The sequence below is a fragment of the Haloarcula sp. HT12 genome, from assembly GCF_055271655.1.
Genome location: NZ_JBUXKW010000003.1, coordinates 647,945 through 668,113 on the forward strand (window position 1 = coordinate 647,945; position 20,169 = coordinate 668,113).

Annotated in this window: 18 protein-coding genes and 1 pseudogene; 12 read left to right on the forward strand and 7 right to left on the reverse strand. The window is 64.0% G+C overall.

What is annotated here, in order from left to right; translation table 11 throughout:
* Positions 1-71 precede the first annotated feature (71 nt).
* The 3 genes from rocF to ACY9XZ_RS12935 form a co-directional block, all read right to left on the reverse strand.
* Positions 72-1,019 carry an arginase gene (gene rocF / locus ACY9XZ_RS12925; protein ID WP_463457428.1) on the reverse strand — a complete coding sequence of 316 codons (948 nt, stop codon included), beginning with the start codon at positions 1,017-1,019 and terminating at the stop codon, positions 72-74.
* A gap of 6 nt (positions 1,020-1,025) precedes the next feature.
* Complete coding sequence (gene gdhB / locus ACY9XZ_RS12930; RefSeq protein ID WP_463457488.1) at positions 1,026-2,309, reverse strand: glutamate dehydrogenase GdhB; 1,284 nt, start codon at positions 2,307-2,309, stop codon at positions 1,026-1,028.
* A gap of 752 nt (positions 2,310-3,061) precedes the next feature.
* On the reverse strand, positions 3,062-3,868 hold the full coding sequence (locus ACY9XZ_RS12935; protein ID WP_463457429.1) for an IclR family transcriptional regulator: 807 nt from the start codon (positions 3,866-3,868) through the stop codon (positions 3,062-3,064).
* A gap of 542 nt (positions 3,869-4,410) precedes the next feature.
* On the opposite strand from ACY9XZ_RS12935, the gene ACY9XZ_RS12940 reads away from it, so the two are divergent.
* The 8 genes and pseudogenes from ACY9XZ_RS12940 (at position 4,411) to ACY9XZ_RS12975 (ending at position 12,792) form a co-directional block, all read left to right on the forward strand.
* The gene (locus ACY9XZ_RS12940) at positions 4,411-5,136 is read left to right on the forward strand and encodes a DUF7260 family protein (protein WP_463457430.1); all 726 of its coding nucleotides are present in this window, start codon (positions 4,411-4,413) and stop codon (positions 5,134-5,136) included.
* A 146-nt stretch (positions 5,137-5,282) separates the two neighbouring features.
* Positions 5,283-5,972: a YqjF family protein gene (locus ACY9XZ_RS12945; protein ID WP_463457431.1), complete on the forward strand. Its 690-nt coding sequence runs from the start codon at positions 5,283-5,285 to the stop codon at positions 5,970-5,972.
* A 194-nt stretch (positions 5,973-6,166) separates the two neighbouring features.
* Positions 6,167-6,678, forward strand: a pseudogene (locus ACY9XZ_RS12950) (plastocyanin/azurin family copper-binding protein).
* Position 6,679: 1 nt separating this feature from the next.
* Positions 6,680-8,662, forward strand: a complete 1,983-nt coding sequence (gene nosZ, locus ACY9XZ_RS12955; protein ID WP_463457432.1) for a TAT-dependent nitrous-oxide reductase — start codon at positions 6,680-6,682, stop codon at positions 8,660-8,662.
* Between the two features lie 30 nt (positions 8,663-8,692).
* Entirely contained in the window at positions 8,693-9,493 is an 801-nt protein-coding gene (locus tag ACY9XZ_RS12960) for a hypothetical protein (protein WP_463457433.1), read from the forward strand.
* Positions 9,490-10,881, forward strand: coding sequence for a nitrous oxide reductase family maturation protein NosD (nosD, locus tag ACY9XZ_RS12965; protein ID WP_463457434.1), 1,392 nt, complete (start codon positions 9,490-9,492; stop codon positions 10,879-10,881). The genes ACY9XZ_RS12960 and nosD overlap by 4 nt, the downstream gene beginning before the upstream one ends.
* Positions 10,868-11,851, forward strand: a complete 984-nt coding sequence (locus tag ACY9XZ_RS12970) for an ABC transporter ATP-binding protein (protein ID WP_463457435.1) — start codon at positions 10,868-10,870, stop codon at positions 11,849-11,851. Before nosD ends, ACY9XZ_RS12970 begins: the two co-directional genes overlap by 14 nt.
* Positions 11,848-12,792, forward strand: a complete 945-nt coding sequence (locus ACY9XZ_RS12975) for an ABC transporter permease (protein WP_463457436.1) — start codon at positions 11,848-11,850, stop codon at positions 12,790-12,792. The genes ACY9XZ_RS12970 and ACY9XZ_RS12975 overlap by 4 nt, the downstream gene beginning before the upstream one ends.
* A gap of 8 nt (positions 12,793-12,800) precedes the next feature.
* Here the strand turns inward: ACY9XZ_RS12975 and ACY9XZ_RS12980 are convergent, their stop codons facing one another.
* From ACY9XZ_RS12980 to ACY9XZ_RS12990, 3 genes are all read right to left on the reverse strand, one after another.
* Positions 12,801-13,697 (reverse strand): hypothetical protein, encoded by an 897-nt coding sequence (locus tag ACY9XZ_RS12980; RefSeq protein ID WP_463457437.1) that lies wholly within the window; start codon positions 13,695-13,697, stop codon positions 12,801-12,803.
* Between the two features lie 39 nt (positions 13,698-13,736).
* Entirely contained in the window at positions 13,737-14,834 is a 1,098-nt protein-coding gene (locus tag ACY9XZ_RS12985; protein WP_463457438.1) for a zinc ribbon domain-containing protein, read from the reverse strand.
* 173 nt (positions 14,835-15,007) lie between these two features.
* Positions 15,008-15,841, reverse strand: coding sequence for an MBL fold metallo-hydrolase (locus tag ACY9XZ_RS12990; RefSeq protein WP_463457439.1), 834 nt, complete (start codon positions 15,839-15,841; stop codon positions 15,008-15,010).
* Positions 15,842-16,033: 192 nt separating this feature from the next.
* Here ACY9XZ_RS12990 and ACY9XZ_RS12995 point away from each other — a divergent pair, with 192 nt between their 5' ends.
* Positions 16,034-16,483, forward strand: coding sequence for a universal stress protein (locus ACY9XZ_RS12995; RefSeq protein ID WP_463457440.1), 450 nt, complete (start codon positions 16,034-16,036; stop codon positions 16,481-16,483).
* Positions 16,484-16,589: 106 nt separating this feature from the next.
* Here ACY9XZ_RS12995 and ACY9XZ_RS13000 read toward each other — a convergent pair whose 3' ends face one another.
* Positions 16,590-16,988, reverse strand: a complete 399-nt coding sequence (locus ACY9XZ_RS13000; RefSeq protein WP_463457441.1) for a YlbF/YmcA family competence regulator — start codon at positions 16,986-16,988, stop codon at positions 16,590-16,592.
* Positions 16,989-17,116: 128 nt separating this feature from the next.
* On the opposite strand from ACY9XZ_RS13000, the gene ACY9XZ_RS13005 reads away from it, so the two are divergent.
* From ACY9XZ_RS13005 to dph2, 3 genes are all read left to right on the forward strand, one after another.
* The gene (locus tag ACY9XZ_RS13005) at positions 17,117-17,650 is read left to right on the forward strand and encodes a hypothetical protein (protein ID WP_463457442.1); all 534 of its coding nucleotides are present in this window, start codon (positions 17,117-17,119) and stop codon (positions 17,648-17,650) included.
* Positions 17,651-17,733: 83 nt separating this feature from the next.
* Positions 17,734-19,050, forward strand: coding sequence for a methyl-accepting chemotaxis protein (locus tag ACY9XZ_RS13010; protein ID WP_463457443.1), 1,317 nt, complete (start codon positions 17,734-17,736; stop codon positions 19,048-19,050).
* Positions 19,051-19,104: 54 nt separating this feature from the next.
* Positions 19,105-20,151: a diphthamide biosynthesis enzyme Dph2 gene (gene dph2 / locus ACY9XZ_RS13015; RefSeq protein ID WP_463457444.1), complete on the forward strand. Its 1,047-nt coding sequence runs from the start codon at positions 19,105-19,107 to the stop codon at positions 20,149-20,151.
* Positions 20,152-20,169: the final 18 nt, after the last annotated feature.

Here is a 20,169-nt window from a genome sequence, read left to right on the forward strand (position 1 = left end):
AATAAATCACTGTGTTCCGAGACCGCACGGCGGTCATCCCTCCGGGTCGTTTGCCGCGGTTCGAACCCGGCCTACAGAATCCGCTTGCCGAACGCGCTCGCGGCGAGTTCGGCAGCCCGTTCGCCGGTCTTGTTGCACCGGTCGAGGATGGGATTGACCTCGACGACATCGAGCGAGCGCAGCACCGATTCGGCGGCGTCGCGGTCGGCGACCCGTTCCATCGCGGTGTGTGCTTCCCGGTACGTGACGCCACCGGGGACCGGCGTCCCGACACCCGGTGCGTCCTCCGGGTCGAGCCAGTCGAGGTCGAGGCTGACGTGGATCCCATCGACGCCGTCGGTGGCGATGCTGAGTGCGTCGTCCGTGACAGCGCCGATACCCCGCCTGTCGATGTCGGCCATCGTAAAGACGGTTATCTCGCTCTCCCGCAGAACCGCGCGCTCGTCGGCGTCGAGGCTGCGCGCCCCCACGATGACAGTGTTCTCCTCGGCGACGTTCGGGGCGGTAGCCCACGGTTTCTCGGCGAAGTCACCGTAGCCGTGGGCGGCCGCAAGCGGCATGCCGTGGACGTTGCCGCTGGGCGAACTGGTCGGGGTGTTGTAGTCGCCGTGGGCGTCGAACCAGACGACGCCGATTTCGGCTCCCTGGGCCGCGCCCCGCATGGTCCCCATCGCGATGGAGTGGTCACCCCCTAACACGAGTGGGACGCTCCCGTCGGCGATTTCCGTCGCCACTCGGTCCGCGAGCGTGTCGGTCATCTCCGCGATGGCGTCGAGATGCTTCGCACCGCTGTCGGGGGGCGCTGGCTGTGTCCGGAGCGACGGCAGCGACAGGTCACCGACGTCGGTGTAATCGATGCCGGCCGTATCGAGCGCATCACCGAGGCCGCCGTAGCGAATCGCCGAGGGTCCCATGTCGACGCCGAACCGGTCGGCACCGAGGTCGAACGGGACACCGAGCACCGAGACGGGTGGCACGGGACGACTGTGGTCTCGCGAGTGTGTGGATTGCAGCGACATCCGTTGCTACGGCCATAGCCCGCGGGCGTTCATAGCGTCTCCGATCCGGGAGAGCGCGACGATGTAGGCGGCCGTCCGCCACGTGACACCGCGGTCTTCGACCTCTCCCCGGAGGGCGTCCCAGGCGTCGAGCATCTCGGCTTCGAGTTCCTCGTTGACCTCCTCGCGGGACCAGCTCCGGCGGTTGATGTGCTGGAGCCACTCGAAGTAGCTGGCGGTGACACCGCCGGCGTTGGCGAGGATATCCGGAATCACGGGGATCCCCCGCTCCTCGAACACGGCGTCAGCGGCTGTCGTAGTTGGGCCGTTTGCCCCTTCGACGACGATGTTCGCCTGTACGTCCGCGGCGTTGTCCCCAGTCAGGACGTTCCCGACCGCCGCGGGGATGAGGACGTCGACGTCGAGTTCCAGCAGTTCGGCGTTGGAGATCCGGCGTGGTGCGTCAACGTCCTGTATCCGGCCGTGGTCGTCACCGTCGGCGGGAATCGACGAGACGTCGAGGCCGGATTCGTCGTAGATACCGCCGTCGACGTCGCTTACAGCGACGACGGAGCCGCCCCAGGAGTCGAGGAGGCGGGCGGCGTTCGCGCCGACGGCACCGAAGCCCTGGACGGCGACGGTCGCTCCCTCGATGGTGGCGTCGTAGTAGTCGAGCGCTTCGCGGGCGACGATGGCGACGCTCCGACCGGGTGCCGCCTCGCGCCCACGTGTTCCGCCGACGGCCGTCGGTTTCCCGGTGACGATGCCGGGGACCGTCTCGCCTTCCTGCATCGAGTAGGCGTCCATGAACCAGGCGACGGTCTGTTCGTCGGTGCCCATATCCGGCGCGGGGATGTCCTTCGTCGGCCCGACGACCTCGCGGAGCTCCTCGGCGAACCGACGGGTCAGTTGCTCGGTCTCCTGTGCGTTGAGTTCCGACGGGTCGACGACGATCCCGCCCTTCGCGCCGCCGAAGGGGAGGTCCATCACCGCGCACTTCCACGTCATCAGCATCGCCAGGGCCGTACACTCCTGGGCGGAGACACTGGGATGATAGCGCATGCCGCCCTTGTACGGCCCCCTGACCTCGAAGTGCTGGACGCGATAGCCGTCGAACACCTCGACGCTTCCATCGGTTCGGCGGATCGGGACGGACACCTCGACGGTTTTCGAAGGATGGCGGAGCTGCTCAAGCAGGCCCTCGGATAGGTCGAGGTGCTGGGCCGCCCGCTCTAACTGGTGGCGGGCAGTCTCGATTGGCGATTCGTCCTCGTCTGGCACTTGCGCTGTCGGCTCCTTTTGTGTGCTCATGATTTGCTGGTGGATCCGGCTGTGGGTGCCGTCACGGACGCCCGCTCCCGACAGGGACGCGATGCTGCCGGGAGCAGTACGCTCAGTGGTCGGCACGCTGTTTCCGCAGCGACTGTCAGCATCCGACGGCTGGGGTGTGACAGTGTATCCGCACCAATAGCGGTGTTGTTAATAAATATTTGGGAGTGTTCGCGGCGGATCTGTTTTGAAATCAGCGAAAGCAACGAAGAGCGTGTAAAACAAGTTCTGCGCCGCTAAAGCCAATGGTTACCCCACGAAATAGGCAAATAGCGGTGAGGGAGATTTGATATTGTCAATGTAGAAGCGGCCCCGATGTACCGGCGAAGCAGTGTCGGATACGTCCTTGTGAGGCTTTTTAACGGAACACGGCGGCCGAAGTGCTGTGAATTCTCCCGCCAATGCTTTGATTATCTCAAAAGGAACGGCGGCGACACAGCGGTGACTTCCTCTACAGGTGTCTTTCCCCACTACGGGGACAGCCTCGCGACATCCCGCAGTAGACTGTCCATACGGAGGGGTAGCTGGTCTGGCTCGCGTTCACGGACAGATACTAACGATGGTACGACTGTTATCGCGGCTGGCGCAGCGGTCGAGCGTCCCGGCTCATCGCCGCTGGAGCGCAGCCGCGATTTGAGGTAGCCGAATCACGTGACCGTAGATGGTTCGGTCGTGTAGTCGGCGGTTGCGATGGCAGATGCCGGCCTCGTCGTGACGCCTCCGCCACGCTGCTCTCACGTGCCCCGGTCGAAGGAGGTCATTTCGAGGTTGACTTCGATGAGGTTCGCGGCCTCCATCACCATCTCGGGGATTTCGGTGTCGAAGCGGTCGCCCTTCAGACGGCTGGTCGGTGCAGTCACGCTGACTGCGCCGACGACGCTCCCGTCGTTGTCCAGGATCGGCGCACCGACTGCCCGGAGGCCCCGGATCTCTTCCTCGTCGTTCGTCGCATAGCCCCGGTCCTGGATGGTTTCCAGTTCCTCGCGGAGCGCCTCTCGGTCCGTGATCGTGTGCTGCGTCTGGCGCGACAGACCCTCGCGGTCGATAATCTCGTCGACGCGGTCGGCCGGGAGACAGGAGAGGATTGCCTTCCCCGAGGCGCTGTCGTGGAGGTGCTGTGGTGCCTCCCGCAACTGGAGGTGATAGTCCATCCCGACGGCGTGTTCGCCCCGGCGCTCGTAGATAGCCACCTCGCGGCCGTCGTTTTCGACGACCAGATGGACGTACTCGCCGGATTTATCGGCCAGTTTGTCCACTTCCTCCTGACCGGCAGTGTAAAGCTCCGTCTCGTTGCGGACGTGTTCACCCATCGTGACGAACCGAAAGCCGAGCTGGTACGTGTCGTCGTCCTTCGTGAGAAAGCCACAGTCGGTCAGCGTTGCCAGATACGTGTGCAGCGTTCCCTGTGAGAGCTCGATTCGCTGGCTCAGTTCCTGCAGCGTCGCACTGTGTGACTGCTGGACGGCGTCGATGATCTCGCAAGCGTTCTCGACGGACTGTATCCGCCGGCCGGCGTTTTGTGTGTGGGCGTCCTTGGTCATTATCCGAGTAGAATCGCCGTCATTATTTAAAAACCGGGATGTGGGACATGAGCGACCAGAACAGCAGCTCGGTCGCGACGGACTGACCGATAAAAGAGACAAGCACAGTCAGGCCCCCGACTGATCGCTTACAGAATTACTGGAAATCGAAACGTCGCTAAGTATGCACTTCGAGTGAAGGAAGTGCGCCCCTCCGAATTATTTAGCCTCATTCACACCATATATACATATAGAAACCCAATATAGAATCAAAATTAGGAGATATAAAGCCATAGATGTCTATTTTGGCCAGAAGTCGTGTTTAGCCACCATGTACAATTCCAAATAGTACACATTGATAGATAGCCGGAGTATGCGAGAGTCGTTTCCCGGAACCAGCCGATGATCTGCAGGCACCGGACCTCTCAATAGATCGAAACCGCACGACACACCCTGGAAGCGCCACTGCTGTCGCACCGAGAGTATATAAATAACGGTCCAGAACACAGCGGTGTTGTCCGGTAACTAAAACACTTATTGTTGTTACCGGACGATACACTAGCATGTCAACGACGCCTGCGCAGGACGGCACGCAGTGGTTCCTGCATACATGGCGAGACCACATCCTCGAGCCGGTAGAGACGGCTCTCACTGTGCTTGATACGGAGCATACAGAGCTTGTGGCCGAGCGAGACGGTCTCGAGGACTTCCTCCAGCGTCTGCGTGCCGTCGACCCCGCCGAACAGCCCTCCTCCCCCGTCGGCACGCCGAGCCGACAGTCCGCTTCCGATCCCGTCGACGCGCTTCGTGACGCCTACGCTGATACGGTTCTCGCTGTCGATCACTACGAGTCGGTGTACGACGAATCGCTGGTGGAGAACGTCGCCATCGAGTTCGGGCCGGACTACGCGGCGCTGTTTCACTCTGGGACGAACGTCGGGTTTTCGCCGCCGCTCAAGCGCTCGCTGGCCGGCGCAGTCGAGCAAGCAATCGACGAGCGGGCCTCGCTAGACCGCGCTGTCAGAATCGAACAGGAGTCGATGCAGGAGTACCAGGGCCGCCTCGAAGAAATCATCGATACGCTCGACAGCACAGTCGTGCCGGAGTGGTACCGCGAGACGTTCCAGAACGACGTTACAGCGCTTCTGGAAGAGCGCCAGGAGCAACTGCATTCCAGCGTTCACCGGTTCGAGACCCACGAGTTCTGTACGTACATGTACGAAGAGCAACTCTGGACGTACCCGGTGTTGACCAGTCTCGCGCGGTTACAGGAGTCTGTGGACAGCTGAGCTACTGGAAGCCCACGCCGCGTTGGATCATCTCGGAACAATCCACGCCGCGTTGGACCATCTCAGAACCGTAGACCCCGCACGCGTACACATGTGCGACATCCTCCAACAGGAGACTCTTCTCGCTACGGCTCGAATCCGGGCGTATGGTCCTCCCCCTGGAGATGGGCTGGCGGCAGTTGCTGTTCGAGAACTGGCCGGTCGACCCCGAACTGATGGATTCACATCTCCCGCCGTCGCTCGAAGCCGACCGGTACGACGGGGCAGCGTGGCTCTCTGTCGTCCCGTTTACCAACGTCGCCGTCCGTCCGAAAGGGGTCCCGCGGTCGCTCGGTATCCGGCTCCCGGAGATCAACGTCCGGACGTACGTCACCCGCGATGGCGTCCCCAGCGTCTACTTCTTCAGCCTCGACGCACAGGGACTGGCGAGTGTCGTCGGCGCGCGGCTATTCCATCATCTTCCGTACTACTACGCTCGCATTTCTCTGGAGTTCCATAACGGCCGTGTGCAGTTCGACAGCCGGCGGCACCACCCTGGGGCACGTCCCGGCGCGTACAAAGCGGCGTACTGGCCGACGGGCGACCCGTTCCCGTCAACGGCGGATTCGCTGGCCGAGTTCCTGGTCGAACGCTATCGGTTTTACGCCGAGGCTCCGGACGGGTCGCTCCGGTACACTGATGTCAGCCACGATACGTGGACGCTGTACCCGGCAGCGGCGACTGTCGAGACCGATACGTTGCTGCGGGCCGACGGGTTCGCCCGGCCCGAGGATGACCCCGTGTACTACTACAGCCCCGGCATAGACGTTGTGACATCTCGGAGCAAACAGTTGTGAACGCCCCCTCGTAGCGACCTGTGCCGGCTAGTACCGACTGACCCGGGCTGGCAGTTCGACAGTCACCGGATTCCGACTGTGGAAATACGCGGGCCACTATCCACTGCCGAACATATTCGCCCCGCTTCCTGCGAAATGAGAGTCCGGTTCCCTATATATACAGGTTGGTGTTCGAGTTACGTCCGTGAGCTACCATGGAAACGCGTAGGACATTCATACGTGGTCTGGGCGTCGCGGCTGGGATCGCCCTGGCTGGCTGTTCATCGAGCGGCCAGTCCGACAGTAGCGGTGTCGGTGACTCGGGTAGCGGCAGTGACGGATCAGACGGCGGCGACACCGAGTCAAGCGACGGCGGAAGCGGCTCGGAGTGGACCGAGACGAGCACCGTCGAGATGACGGACGAACTGGCATACGAGCCGAAGAAAATCCAGGTCGAGGCGGGCACGACGGTCACCTTCGAGAACGTCGGCAGCATCGGCCACACGGTGACAGCCTACGAGGACGAGATTCCCGACGGCGCGGATACTTCGCGTCCGGCGGGTTCGACTCCCTGCAGGCCGCGAAAGACGGCTACAGCAACGGACAGGAGGGCAACATCCCGGAGGGCGAGAGCTACGAGGTCACGCTGGAGACGACGGGCACGTACGAGTACTACTGCATCCCACACGAGATGAACGGGATGGTCGGCACAATCAAGGTGATCTGATATGAGCAAGAACGAAACCCCACGCGATCCGAACGAGGTGCTCGAAGAGTACGAAGAAACGCTCGACTCAGTGCTGGCAGAGGTCGAGTCCCCGGACGAAACGGCTGAAGAAGACGATCTTTCGCTGGGACTGCCCGGCCTCTCGCTCGGCCGCCGGGACTTCATGAAGGCCGGCGTGGCCGCCGGTGCGATGGGCTCCGTCGCCGGCTGTTCGGCGCTGACCGGCGGTGGCGACGGCAGCGCTGGCAGCCAGTCGACGGAGTCCGGAAGCAGCGTAAGCCACACGGTCGAGCCGGGCGAACACGACGAGTACTACGGCTTCTGGTCCGGTGGCCACTCCGGCGAACTACGGGTCATCGGCATCCCGTCGATGCGGGAGCTCACCCGTATTCCGGTGTTCAACACCGACTGTGCGTCGGGCTATGGCTTCACCGACGGTACCAAGGAACTGCTCGAAGAGGGCGGCGGCTACAGCTGGGGTGACAACCACCACCCGAACCTCTCGGAGACGGACGGCGACTACGACGGCGAGTACCTGTACGTCAACGACAAGGCCAACGGCCGCATCGCCCGCGTGAACCTCACGTACTTCGAGACGGACGCGATCACGGATGTCCCGAACATGCAGGCCATCCACGGCTGTTGTGTCCTCTCACCGGACACGAAGTACGTGCTGGGCAACGGTGAGTTCCGCGCGCCGCTCCCCAACGACGGGACCGACGCGAAGAACCCGGACAACTACACGTCGCTGTTCGTCGCCGTCGATCCCGAGTCGATGGAGACCCAGTGGCAGGTCAAGGTCGACGGCAACCTCGACATCGTCGACACCGGCAAAGAGGGTCGGTGGGCCATCTCCTCGGCGTACAACAGCGAGGAGGCCACCGACATCCAGGGTATGACGAAGGATGACCGGGACAACGTCAAGGCCTTCGACATCCCGGCCATCGAGCAGGCCGTCGAGAACGGCAACTACGAGGAGGTAAACGGCATCCCTGTCGTCGACGGCACGCAGGGGAGTTCGCTCAACCAGGGCGACCGTCCGATCGTGAAGTACATCCCGACGCCGAAGAGTCCCCACTGCGTCGAGGTCGGGCCGAACGGCGACTACGCCTTCGTCGCGGGGAAGCTCTCGCCGACGGTGACGATGATCGACCTCGACGCGCTGGCCGATTCCTCGGACCCGGAGGATGTCGTCGCCGGACGACCGCGCGTCGGACTCGGCCCGCTGCACACTACCTTCGACGGCAACGGGCACGCCTACACGTCGCTGTTCATCGACTCCCAGGCGGTCAAGTGGGACATAGAGGCGGCCGTCGAAGCGGAAGAGGGATCCGAAGACCCCATCATCGAGAAGCAAGACGTCCACTACAACCCCGGGCACATTCAGGCGCTCGAGGCGATGACGACCGATCCCGACGGGGAGTGGCTCGTCAGCCTCAACAAACTCTCGAAAGACCGGTTCCTCCCGGTCGGCCCGATTATGCCCGACAACGACCAGCTCATCCACATCGGGCAGGGTGAGGAGGAGATGGAACTGGTCGCCGACCATCCGGCCTATCCCGAGCCACACGACTGCGTGTTCGCCCACAAGGACAAGATAGACGCCAAGAAGGTCTACGACAAGGACGACTACGACCAGACGTACATCACCGAGGAGGACTCCGGCGTCGAGCGCACGGGCGAGAACAGCGTCCACGTGAAGATGACGACCAAGCGCTCGGAGTTCGGCCTGCCGGACTTCACGGTCCAGGAGGGCGACGAGGTGAAACTCTCCACGACCAACATCGAGGGCGTGCAGGACATCATCCACGGCGTTGCCATCCCCGAGCACGACATCAACTACGCCGTGGCCCCGCAGGACACCCGCGAGGTCACGTTCACGGCTGACGACCCCGGCGTGTACTGGATCTACTGCACGTACTTCTGTAGCGCCCTGCACCTGGAGATGCGCAGCCGGATGATCGTCGAACCGGCGGAGGGGTAACGCCACAACCCATTTCGGAGGTGTCCAGCCATGCAACGACCCACTTTCGACGATTTCCGCGAGATTCGACGGGGCCTCCCCGTGGTAGCGGCGCTGCTGTTCGTCGCGGCGCTCGCGTTCCCGATGTGGCAAATTAGCGTCGATGCGGTCCAGTACCCCAGTACGACGCTCCACGTCTCCCTGTACGCCTTCCCCCACCTGACCGGGGACTTCACCGAGATGGCGCGGCTGAACCACTACGTCGGGTTCTACTTCCCCGACCCGGTGCTGATCGAGCCAAACTACCCCGTCCACGAGAACGCTATCAAGGTGCCCGAGTGGTCACTGGGACCGGTCGCGTTCATCGGCGTCTCGCTGCTGTCGGTGTTCGTCGCAATCGCACCGACCACCGAGAAGCTCAAGCGCGGCCTGAAATACCAATTCGGCGGAACCGTGCTGGTGTTCACCGTGATGCTGGCCGATATCCAGTACCGACTCTGGCAGGCCGGCCACACGCTCGATCCTGGTGCGCCGGTGATGGGCGTCGACGGCTTCACGCCGCCGCTGTGGGGCCAGTACCAGGTCGCCAACATCACCAGCGTCTCCCGGTTCGGCCTCGGCGCGTACATGGCCGCCACGGCCGTCGGACTGCTCGCGGTTTCGTACTACTACCGCGACCAGGCGGCGACGTTCAGCGAACTTCCGGCCCGACTGCGCGGGGGGCTGACCGGGCTTCCCGACGCTGTTCGGGACCGCCTCGGGCGTGACGGCGACACCGACGACGAGGAGGACGCCCCGCACCGCCCGACGACCACCGCGGCCGAATCCGACCAAACAGGAACCCGCCCATGAGCCCACTGTCCCACGATTTCGAGCGCGCGTTCGCCATCGGTACTGCGGTCCTGCTCGTGCTGTCGGTCGTCGCCGTCGGCATGGCAAGTGCCGGCGAATCCGACGACGCCCGCGACGATCTCGCCTTCGACCCTGACGTGCCCGACACCGACTCGTTCAGCGCCCCGTCGGCCGACGGCACCGCGACAGTCGACGGCGAGACGTACGACAGCGCGCAGGCGGCGGTCGACGCCGCTGACCCCGGTGAAACTATCACACTTGACGGTCGCTTCGACGAGACTGTCGTCGTCACCACGCCGAACGTCACGCTGGCCGGGAGCGGCCCCGGGTCGGCGCTGCTGCACGGCGACGGTGAGGGCGACGTGCTTGCCGTCGAAGCGCAAGGCGTTACCGTCACGGGCCTCTGGATCCGCAACAGCGGCTACAGCACGGCGACGAACGACGCCGCAATATTCGTCAACGCCAGCGACGTCACCGTCCGCGACAGCCGCGTGACCGACATGACCTTCGGGATCTGGCTCGACGGCGTCGACAACACCGAGATCCGCAACAACACCATCGCCGGCCGCGAGGAGATACGGCAGTTGACCGAGCGCGGCAACGGCATCCAGATCTGGAAGACCGAAGACAGCGTCATCCGGAACAACGACATCACCACCGTCCGGGACGGGCTCTACTACAACTGGGCGAAAGACGTGAACGCGACCGGCAACACCATGTGGGACCTCCGGTACGGGGTCCACTACATGTACTCCGACGACTGCCACCTGCGGGACAACACCGCCTTCGACAACGACGTCGGGTACGCGCTGATGGTGTCGAAACACCTCGTCATCGAGGACAACGTCGCGGTCAACAACAGCGGGCAGTCCGGCCACGGCATCCTCGTCAAGAGCATCGACGACACGGATATCCGGGGCAACCACCTCGTCGACAACGAAAACGGACTGTTCGTCTACAACTCCGTCAGCAACCGCATCGTCGGCAATCTCGTCGTCGGCAACGACGTGGGCGTCCACATCGCCGCGGGCAGCACCGACGGCACTGTGACGGAGAACAGTTTCATCCGTAACAACCGACCGGTGCTGGCGGTGATGAGCGATCAGGTCCACTGGAACGAGAGCGTCGGGAACTACTGGTCCCGGGCGAACCCGACGGACGTTGACGACGACGGCATCGGCGACACCCGCTATCAGCCGGCCGGGACCGTTCAGCAGGTCACTGCAGAGAAGCCCGCCGCGCGGGTGTTCGCCAGCAGCCCGGCCTTCGACGCCGTTCGGCTGGCCGAGTCGTCCGTGCCGGTCGTCCAGTCGCCCGGCGTGGTCGATGCCCGCCCGCTCACCGAACCACCCCACGAGAACTGGAGGAGCTACTATGAACGTGATTGATGTCGACGACGTATCGAAAGCTTACGGCGATGTGCAGGCGCTTGACGGACTGAGTCTGTCCGTCGAACAGGGGGCGACCCTCGGCGTGTTCGGCACGAACGGTGCCGGCAAGACGACCCTGTTCAAACTGCTCGCCGGATTGAACCGACCCGACGAGGGCAGCGTCTCCGTCGCCGGCGCGGACCCGACCGCCGGGACCACCGTCCGCGAACGTGTTCGCTACCTGCCCGAACACGCCGGCTTCCCGCCGAGCCTGACCGGCCGCGAGATACTCCGCTTCCACGCGCGGATGCGCTCGGTACCGAGCGCGGAGCGAGCGCACCACGTCGAGCGTATCCTCCACACCGTCGGCCTCGCCGACGCCGCGGACCGCCGCGTCGGCGGCTACTCCAACGGGATGAACCGCCGACTCGGGCTCGGCACGGCGCTCGTCGGCGAGCCGGCCGTACTGATACTCGACGAACCGACCGCGGGGCTGGACCCCGACGGCATCCGGGCGTTCCACGAGGTCGTGGAGTCCCTGGCGGCCGAAACCGACGTGACTATCGTCTTCTCCTCGCACGCGCTCGGGGAGATCCAGCGGCTCTGCTCGGAGGCAGTCATCATCGCCGACGGACAGGTGGCGACTGCCGGACCGGTCGAGGAGCTTCGCCGCGCTGCCGCCGACGAGGTAACAGTGTCGCTGTCGCTTGCGTCCGAAGGGGATGCAAGCGATGCGGCAGCCGAGTTGCAGGATTCCGAAGCAGCGGCCAGCGTCGCCCGCGCCGGCGCGGACGTGACGGCACGGACCACGCCGACCGACGCCTACGACCTGCTGACCGCCGTCGGTGAGGGGTACGACCTCGACCGCTTCGAGGTCCGCGAACCCGGCCTCGAAGCCGCGTTCCATGAGGCTGTGAGTGGGAGTGATCACAGCGGCGATGGCACGCGCCCGATAGCGACCGAGGACTCGGGAGGTGAGCCGGTATGAGCGACGGCGAATCCTCGGCCGACCCGACCCCCGACGGCGGGGTCGTCGCGGCTGACGCTCCAGCCACTCGGTTACACGACGGCGGCACCGAGCGGAACGCGACCGCAGCCGCGACCGACGACTCCGCGCTCGCCCGGCTTGCCGACAGCAGCCTACTCACTATCGCTCGCCGGGAGTACCGGCTGGCCGTCCGAAGCCGATGGGCGCTCGGCGTGGCGCTGTTGTTCGGTCTCTTTACCGCCGCGGTCGTTCAGTTCGGCGCGAGTTCGGTCGGTCCGGGTCGCTTCGACGCGGTCGTGGCGACCATCGCGGAACTGGGCGTCTACCTCGTGCCGCTGACGGCGCTTGCGGTCGGCTACGACGCCATCGTCGGGGCCGACGAACGCGGCTCGCTGGAACTCCTGCTCGCGCTTCCGGTGACGAAAGGGCGTGTCGTCGTGGGTACCGCCATCGGTCGGGCGGCGGTGCTGTCCGGCGCGATGTTGCTGGGCTTCGTTCCCGGCGCGCTGTTGACCGTCCGGTACATCGGGATCGCCAGCGTCGGCCAGTACGCGACCGTCGCCCTCGCTGCTGTGCTGACCGCCTGTGCGATGCTGGGCGTGGCGGTGCTGGTCTCGACGGTCGCACGGACGAAAACTCACGCGCTCGGGGCCGCACTGGCTATCTGGCTGTGGGTCGCGCTGTTGCACGACCTGGTCGCACTGGGGGCGATCGCGGGGTTCGACCTCGGGTCCGGCGCTATCGCCGCCGCGATACTGCTCAACCCTGTGGACTGCTTCCGCGTGCTCGCGCTCTCGCAGGTGGACGTGGTCGCCGGCGGCTTCGGGAGCGTTCTCGCGCAGGCCGGGCTGACCACCCCTATGGTCGCCGCGGCGCTCGTCGCGTGGGTCGTCGTGCCCGTCGGCATCGCTGCGAAGCTTATCGAGCGGCGGCGTCTCTGAAACCCGTTTTAAATCGACTGTAGCGCCGTTTCTTCGGGTTCCTCGAACAGACTGGCGACCTGTTTCGTCGTCTCGGTGCGCTCGTGGGCGTTCTCGAGCAGCACGGTCTCGCTGGGGAACAGCCGTTCGCCGAGTTCGAGGCCGTGGTCGCGCGCGGTCGACCCCGTGACGGTGAGGTAGACGCCAAGGCCGGTCGCCGCGATGTCCGCTTCCTCTTCGCCGCCCTCCGTCGGATACGTAAACGAGACGCCATCGAGCGCGCTCGTCCCGAGGACGGCTTCGACGAGCCGCTCGTAGCGCGGTGAGATGCAGAGGTCGCCCTCGTAGTTGGCGACGAATGCCCGGTCGAGGGGGCCGTCCTGTGAGTCCATGACGGCCGGCGTCGCTAGCAGCGTGTGATACACCGTATCGCCCAGCCCGGTCACGACGCGAACGTCCGTGTCCAGCGGATCGATGCGGTCGTTGATCTCGTGGATGGCGGTCAGCGGGTCGTCCCGAAGCTGGACGACCTCTTCGAGGACGAGGTCGGCACTGTCGAACCCGAGCGCGAACTCGTGGGTCCGGAGCGCCCGGAACGGCTCCTCGCGACCGACCAGCTGAACGTCGCCGTGTTCTGTCGGGACGGTGACGCTGTCGAAGACGATCCGTCGCGGCATCCCGTCACGGTCGTCCCGCAGCAGCGTGTACTCCGGCTTAGACGGGTCGTCGAGCGAGGAGTAGTCGCTGATGCGATGGTACACGTCGGCGACCGCGTCCTGCTTGCCTTTGGTGACGGCTTTCTCGTAGCGAAGCGTCGAGATGATCTCGTCGGCCAGGTCGGTGGTCCCCGTGCGCCCGGCGAGTCGCTCCAGCACTGCTTCGAGGGGCCGACCCTTGCGCGGCACGGCCACTCTCGTCGTCGTCATTATGCAGGCACAGACGGGGGACCGGTAAAACGAGTTCGGTTAGTCGCCGCCGCCGATAACCGACGACAGCTGTTCGCGCCACTCTTGGAGCTCTTCTATCTCCGATTCGGTTTCGTCGATCCGGTCGGCGAGTTCGCCCTCGCCAATCTCCTCGCGGACTGCTTCGATGTCGTCTTCGAGGTCGTCGAGCTGTCCTTCCACGTTCTCGACTTCCTCGGAAAGTTCGTCGACCTGGTCGGAGGCGGCGGTAGCCGTCTCTGTCGCCGACCGGATCTCGTCTTCGAACCCGTCCAGCGTCTCTTCGAAGGAACCGAGGCGCTCGCTGAACTCTTCGATCATGTCCTCGCCGGTCCCGTTCTCTTCGAGGAACTCTTCGAGCGCGTCGGTGTACGCACGGAGGTCCGCGATGTCGCTCTGGATGCGCTGGATCCGGGCGTCGTTGACGCCGCTGGTATCGTTGTCATCCTCGGAGACGGCGTCAAGTGCGCGCTTGAGGAGTTTCACGTCTTCCGGGGAGACGTTCTGCTCGCGGATCTCCTGTGCCATCGTCGCGACGACAGCGCCGGACTGCACCTCGGAGTCCGCCGGTGCGGCGTTGCTCTCGGCAGGGGGTTCGACGCTTGCGTCCGGGTTGTTCGGGTCCGAGAGGTCCAGCGTCTCGATGTCCTCGTCGTCCTCGTCTTCGAGGCCGGGAACGCTGTCGGCGTCGCCGGCGATGACGTCCCGAACAGCGTCGTCGCCGCCACCGACGAGGTCCTCCTCGTCCTCGTCCAGGGACGGGTGGACGGTCTCGATTTCCGGCTCCGTCAGGAACTTCTCGACGTCGTCGGTGCCCGTCGCACGGATACCGTAGACGGTCGTGTAGTCGGCTTCGGGTTCGAGTTCCTTCTCGAAGGCGATCCGGTCCTCGTTGATGTCCCAGTACTCGCTGCCGTACTCGGGGTGGAAGCCGAGGTCCTCGACGGCCACGTCTTCCGGGACGGTGTCGACCAGTCTGACCGTCACCGGAACGGACCGACGCGAAGTGAGATTGAACGCAATCGCGGGCACAGGGAATTCGTCCGCCTCGAACCGTTTGGTCACTGTCACGCCGTCCGAGGTGACAGTGACTTCGTCGTAGGCTTGCGAATTGCTCATGGTCTGTATGGTCTCAGCAATGGTATTAAAGGTACGTACCTGACCAACATTTACGCCTTTTTTCTATGCGATACTGGTTAATATAATATATGGAAAATAGACTCAGTAACACGAACAGGGCGTGAGGCGGGAAGGATGGACAGTTCGTACCCGTAGCGCTGGCCTGGCGGTTCTCAGTCGAGATCGTACCGGTCCCCGATTTCAACGATTGAAAGCGTCGACGGATACGCGAAGCTGTTGGCGTGGTTGTGCAGCACGGTCGGCTCAGTCGTCATCCCCTTCCACATGTCCCAGTGGGTCGGGACGAGCGTGTCCAGTTCGAGTTCGTTCGCGGCTTCGATTATCATGTTCTCGTCGTTGTACCATTGCGTTCGTGTGGGCTCGCCGGTCTCCTTGTCGTCGATCATCCCGACCGTCCCGAACGCGAGGACGCCGACGTCGATATCGTAGCGCTCGCCGACGGATTCGAACTCGCCGGGGCGGGCGTCGCCGCCGTGGAAGAACGTGCCCGATTCGTGTTCGAACACGTACGACACCGGGTGCTCGGCGTCGGGGTCGTTGGCCGGTTCGACGTGGACCGTCAGGTCACCGAGTTCGAGCGTGTCACCCTCCGTGACTTCGTGGAGTTGGTCGTCGGTGACGCTGTAGTTCTCCAACCACGCCTCCTCGCGGATGACTTCGTGACCGCTGTCAGTCGTGTAGTAGTCCGCGCCCGTGCCAGCGAGAATCGGGGCCTGAGACGGTCCGTGGACGTGGTCAGTGTGTTCGTGGGTGCCCAGAACCGCATCGCACTCGGTGATGTCCTCGGGGTTGAACGGCACCGGGACCATCCGCACGGTCCGCGGGGGGTCGCCCGTGCCGAGATACGGGTCGATGAAGACGGTCGTCCCACCGCTCGATTTCACGATGAAGCCGTTACAGCCCAGATACCAGATCGCCAGTCCGTCAGGCGTCGCCGACTCAACCGCACGCGGGAGCCAGTCATCCCAATCGGATTCCACTGTCATGCCGGGAGATGCCACGTCCGGTCGCTAAGGTGTTTCGAAGACACCGGATCGTCAGCACTGGTGCTGTAGGGCGTTGCTGTGGCCGTCTGGTACTGACGCCACGGGCGCTCGGCTCCCGTGGACGCCATCGCCTCCCGGTATCTGAGAACGGAACCCTCGGTTTATTTTCCGACTGCGTGAAGCATTACCTGTATGTACGACCGAATCCTCCTCGCATCAGATGGGACGGAAGCCTCGACAAACGCGGAGTCCCACGCGATTGCTCTCGCAGCGGAACACGGCGCGGCCCTCGATGTACTGTACGTCGTCGACGAAGACGTGTACACGGCCTACAGCGGCGACGAGTACGTCGACGAATCGGAGGGGCCGGAACACGGCCTCGAAGAGGAAGGCGAAGAGACGCTGGCCCGGATACAGGCCGACGCGGAGGCGTCCGGCGTCGACGTGACGACGACCCTGAAACACGGACGGCCGGCCGAATCCATCATCGAAACCGCCGACGAGGCGGACGCCGACGTGCTCGTACTCGGGACGAAGCGGCGGCCGGCGGAGTACCGGAGCCTCCTGGGGAGCGTCACGGACAAGGTACTCAGACTGACCGAGCGGCCGGCGGTCGTGGTGAAAACCGAAGTCGAGGAGTAACGGCCCAGTCGGAGAGCCCGTGTCGCTGGCGACTGTCAGCGGCACTGGTGCTCCCGACCTGCCGATTCGGAGGGGTGAAAAACGCGACCGTGACAAATACCGGTGCTCAGTCCTCGCAGCAACCGCCGGCCTTCTGCCCGAAGTCGACGGCCAGTTCCTCGGAGACGATCTCGTTGAGTTCCTGCAGGCGTAGTTCGAGCTCGTTCTGAGCCTCCAGATAGTCGCTCATCACCGGGATGTCGTGGAGTGCCTCCTGTTTTTGCTGGACCTTCCGGAGGTCCTCCTGTGAGGCGTTGCCGGTCTGGCGGGCGAGCATGAACTCCTCGCGGATCTGCTCGAACTCCTTGATGGCCTCCTGGGCCTCGTCGTGGTTCTCGACGGCGTCTTTCGTCTCCTTGAATCGCTGGTACACCGGTAGTTCGGCGATTGCCTCGCCGAACTCTGTAGCGAGCGCCTCGACGTGGTCACCGTCGATATCAGCGGCGGTATCGGTCTCGATACTCATCATCACGAAGTATGGACTCGGGCGGTATAGGCCTGCCGAAACAGGGTGTTCTCCGGGCAGGCGAGCGCGGTGTGACCGGCGCGCTACGGAGTACGGAACTTCAAGTTCCCCCACTGAGTTGACAGGCCATGCAACTGGTTGAGGGGATTGCTGGTATCCTCGCGATATTTCTCTATATTCTCATCTTGGCGGTGCTGTCGCTTGGCATCCTGATCGGCATCGCGGTGATAATGGGCGTCGCCGGGTCGATGCTCTCGGTTCCGCTTCTGTATGTCCTGCCGGACGTACGCCGGTTCCTGCTCCTCGCGTCCGGGGGCGTGCCCAACGACCGGACGCCGCCCTGGCGCGTGGCCTTCCGACTCCGATATCTCCTTCTGTCGGTGCTGTTCGGCGTCAGCTACGGGGTCATCTTCCTGCTCCTGTTCATTCCGTTCCGCGAACTGGGGATGGTCCACGCCAGCGTCGGTCCCGTGCCGCTGTTGCTTGGCATCCCGCTGTCGTTCGTCGCGCTGGCGGTGATGCTGGCGTTTGGAATCCAACGGACGACGAGTGCCTGGACCGACACGACCGACAGCCGCTCGGTGCTGGTCCAGTGGACCGTGTTCATAGCTGTCGCCGTGACAATCGGGACTGCCGTTCCAGTGATCGTGACGCAACTTTGACCGGGGTGTTCCGTTCTGGTTTCGTTATCAACTATTGTAATCGGACGCAAACGATATATCCGGATCTGGGTTCGTCTATGACAATGGCACAACGAGCTACAGCGAGCGAACTGCTGCCGGATTCTGTAGAGAACACCGGGGAGTTCTGGCTCCACGCGTTCGAATCGCTGATCGAGGACCTGCCGGAGGCGGCGTTCATCGTCGACGCGAACGGGGATATCACGCACTGGAACGAGACGGTCGAAGACATGCTCGGCCTCCCGGCGCGCGAGGCAATCGGGATGAACGCCTACGACGTGTTCGGGACGGAAGGCGAAGACGAGACGCTCGCCCAGGAGGTCATCAGGACGGGGACGCCGGTCCGCGAGAGCGAGTTCCGCTCGGCTGAGCGCCCAGACGGGACGATGGCCCACGCGCGGGCGGTGGCCATCCCGCTCATGAGTCCCAGCGGTGACGCCGTCGGTGCGGTGGAACTGCTGCTCGATTTCAGCAATATCGTCGAGCAGCGGGCGGAACTCCAGACCCTCCAGTCACAGATGGCGACGGACGTGGAATCGGCGGTCGGCGAACTCGGCGAATCCGCGGCGTCCGTCACCGAACAGTCCGACGAGATCAAGGAGATGACCGATGAGCAAGCCGAGAGTCTCGATGAAGTCCAGTCCGAGGTGTCCGGATTCAGCGCGACCGTCGAGGAGATCGCCTCCAGCGCCGAGGAAGTGAGCAGTCAGAGCGGTGACGCCAGAGAACTCGCCGAGGAATCGGTCGAGACAGCGACGGAAACAATCGAACGCGTCGAGGACGCGACGGAGTCCGCCCAGCAGGTCGCGGCAGACTCGACGGAACTCCGGGGCCACATCGAGGAGATCGACGAGTTCGTCGAGGTCATCAACGACATCGCGGACCAGACGAACATGCTGGCACTGAACGCCAACATCGAGGCCGCCCGGAGCAACAGCGACAGCGACGGGTTCGCGGTCGTTGCCGACGAGATCAAGGAACTGGCAGACGAGTCCAAACAGCACGCCGACGAGGTCGAGCGCATCGTCGGCGAGGTCCGCGAGATGGCCGACGACACCGCCGAAAACGTCGAGGAGACGACGGACGCGATCCAGCAGGCCCTCTCGGACCTGGAGACGGTGCTGGACAATCAACAGGCCATTCTCGATGCCGCGTCCGAGACCGAACAGGGCATCGGCGAGGTGGCGGAGGCGACGGACGACCAGGCCGCAAGCGCCGAGGAGATCGCCAGTATGATCGACGAAATCGCCCAGCGTGCCGCCGAGGTGTCCGAATCCATCGACGAACTCGCGGAGGCAAACGAGACACAGCACCAGATGGCCCGGGACTTAGAGGAGAACGTCGAGCGAGTCGAACGTCGGCTCGCCGAGATTATGGAGTAACTCCCGCTCGGGGAAACACGGGGGTTATGCCGCTCGAACGGATACAGGGTTGCAATGAGTCAAGAGCGGACCGAGGGCGACCTCCGGAACACCGGACTGTCGCTCAAACACGACCGCGAGTGGGACTACGAACTCGACAGAATCATCGAGGCCGTCGAGGAACGCGATGCAGAGAAGGTGGGGCTGCAGTTCCCCGAGGGACTGAAACGCCGCGGCCCAGCCGTTGCTGACGACCTCCGAGAGAACCTCCCTGACGACGTAACGGTGCTGCTCTCGGGCCAGCCGTGTTACGGCGCGTGTGACCTCGACACCTACATGATGCGCCGGACAGACGTCTTCGTCCACTTCGGCCACTCGCCGATGAAGGAGTCCGACAAGATCATCTACGTGCCGCTGTTCTCGAACGTCGACGTCTTCCCCATCATGGAGCAGGCCCGCGAGGAACAGCTCGCGGACCCCGAGGAGGACCCCGACGTGGGGCTGGTGACGACGGCCCAGCACATGAACAAGTTCGAGGAGATGCGCGAGTGGCTCGAAGAGCGTGGCTACACCGTCCACACGCGCCGGGGCGACGAGCGACTCACCCACGAGGGGCAGGTGCTCGGCTGCAACTACGCCAGCGCCGACGTGGACGCCGACCAGATGCTGTACGTCGGCGGCGGGAAGTTCCACCCCCTCGGCCTGGCGATGGAACACCCCGAGAAACACGTCGTCATCGCGGATCCGGTGAACAACGTCGTCACCGTCGCGGACACGGAGAAGTTCATGAAGCAGCGCTACGGCGCGGTCCACCGCGCGATGGACGCCGAAAGCTGGGGCGTCATCTTCTGTACCAAGATCGGCCAGGGCCGCTGGGACAAGGCCCAGGAGATCGTCGACAACAACGAGAACGCATACCTCATCACGATGGACGAGGTGACGCCGGACCGGCTGACGAACTTCGGGATGGACGCCTACGTCAACACCGGCTGTCCCCGGATCACCACCGACGACGGCCCGCAGTTCAAGAAGCCGATGCTCACGCCCGGCGAGTACGAGATCGCCATCGGCGAGAAGCCCCTCGACTCCCTGGAGTTCGACACCTTCCACGGCACCTGGTAGCGCCAGTTTTCACCGCTG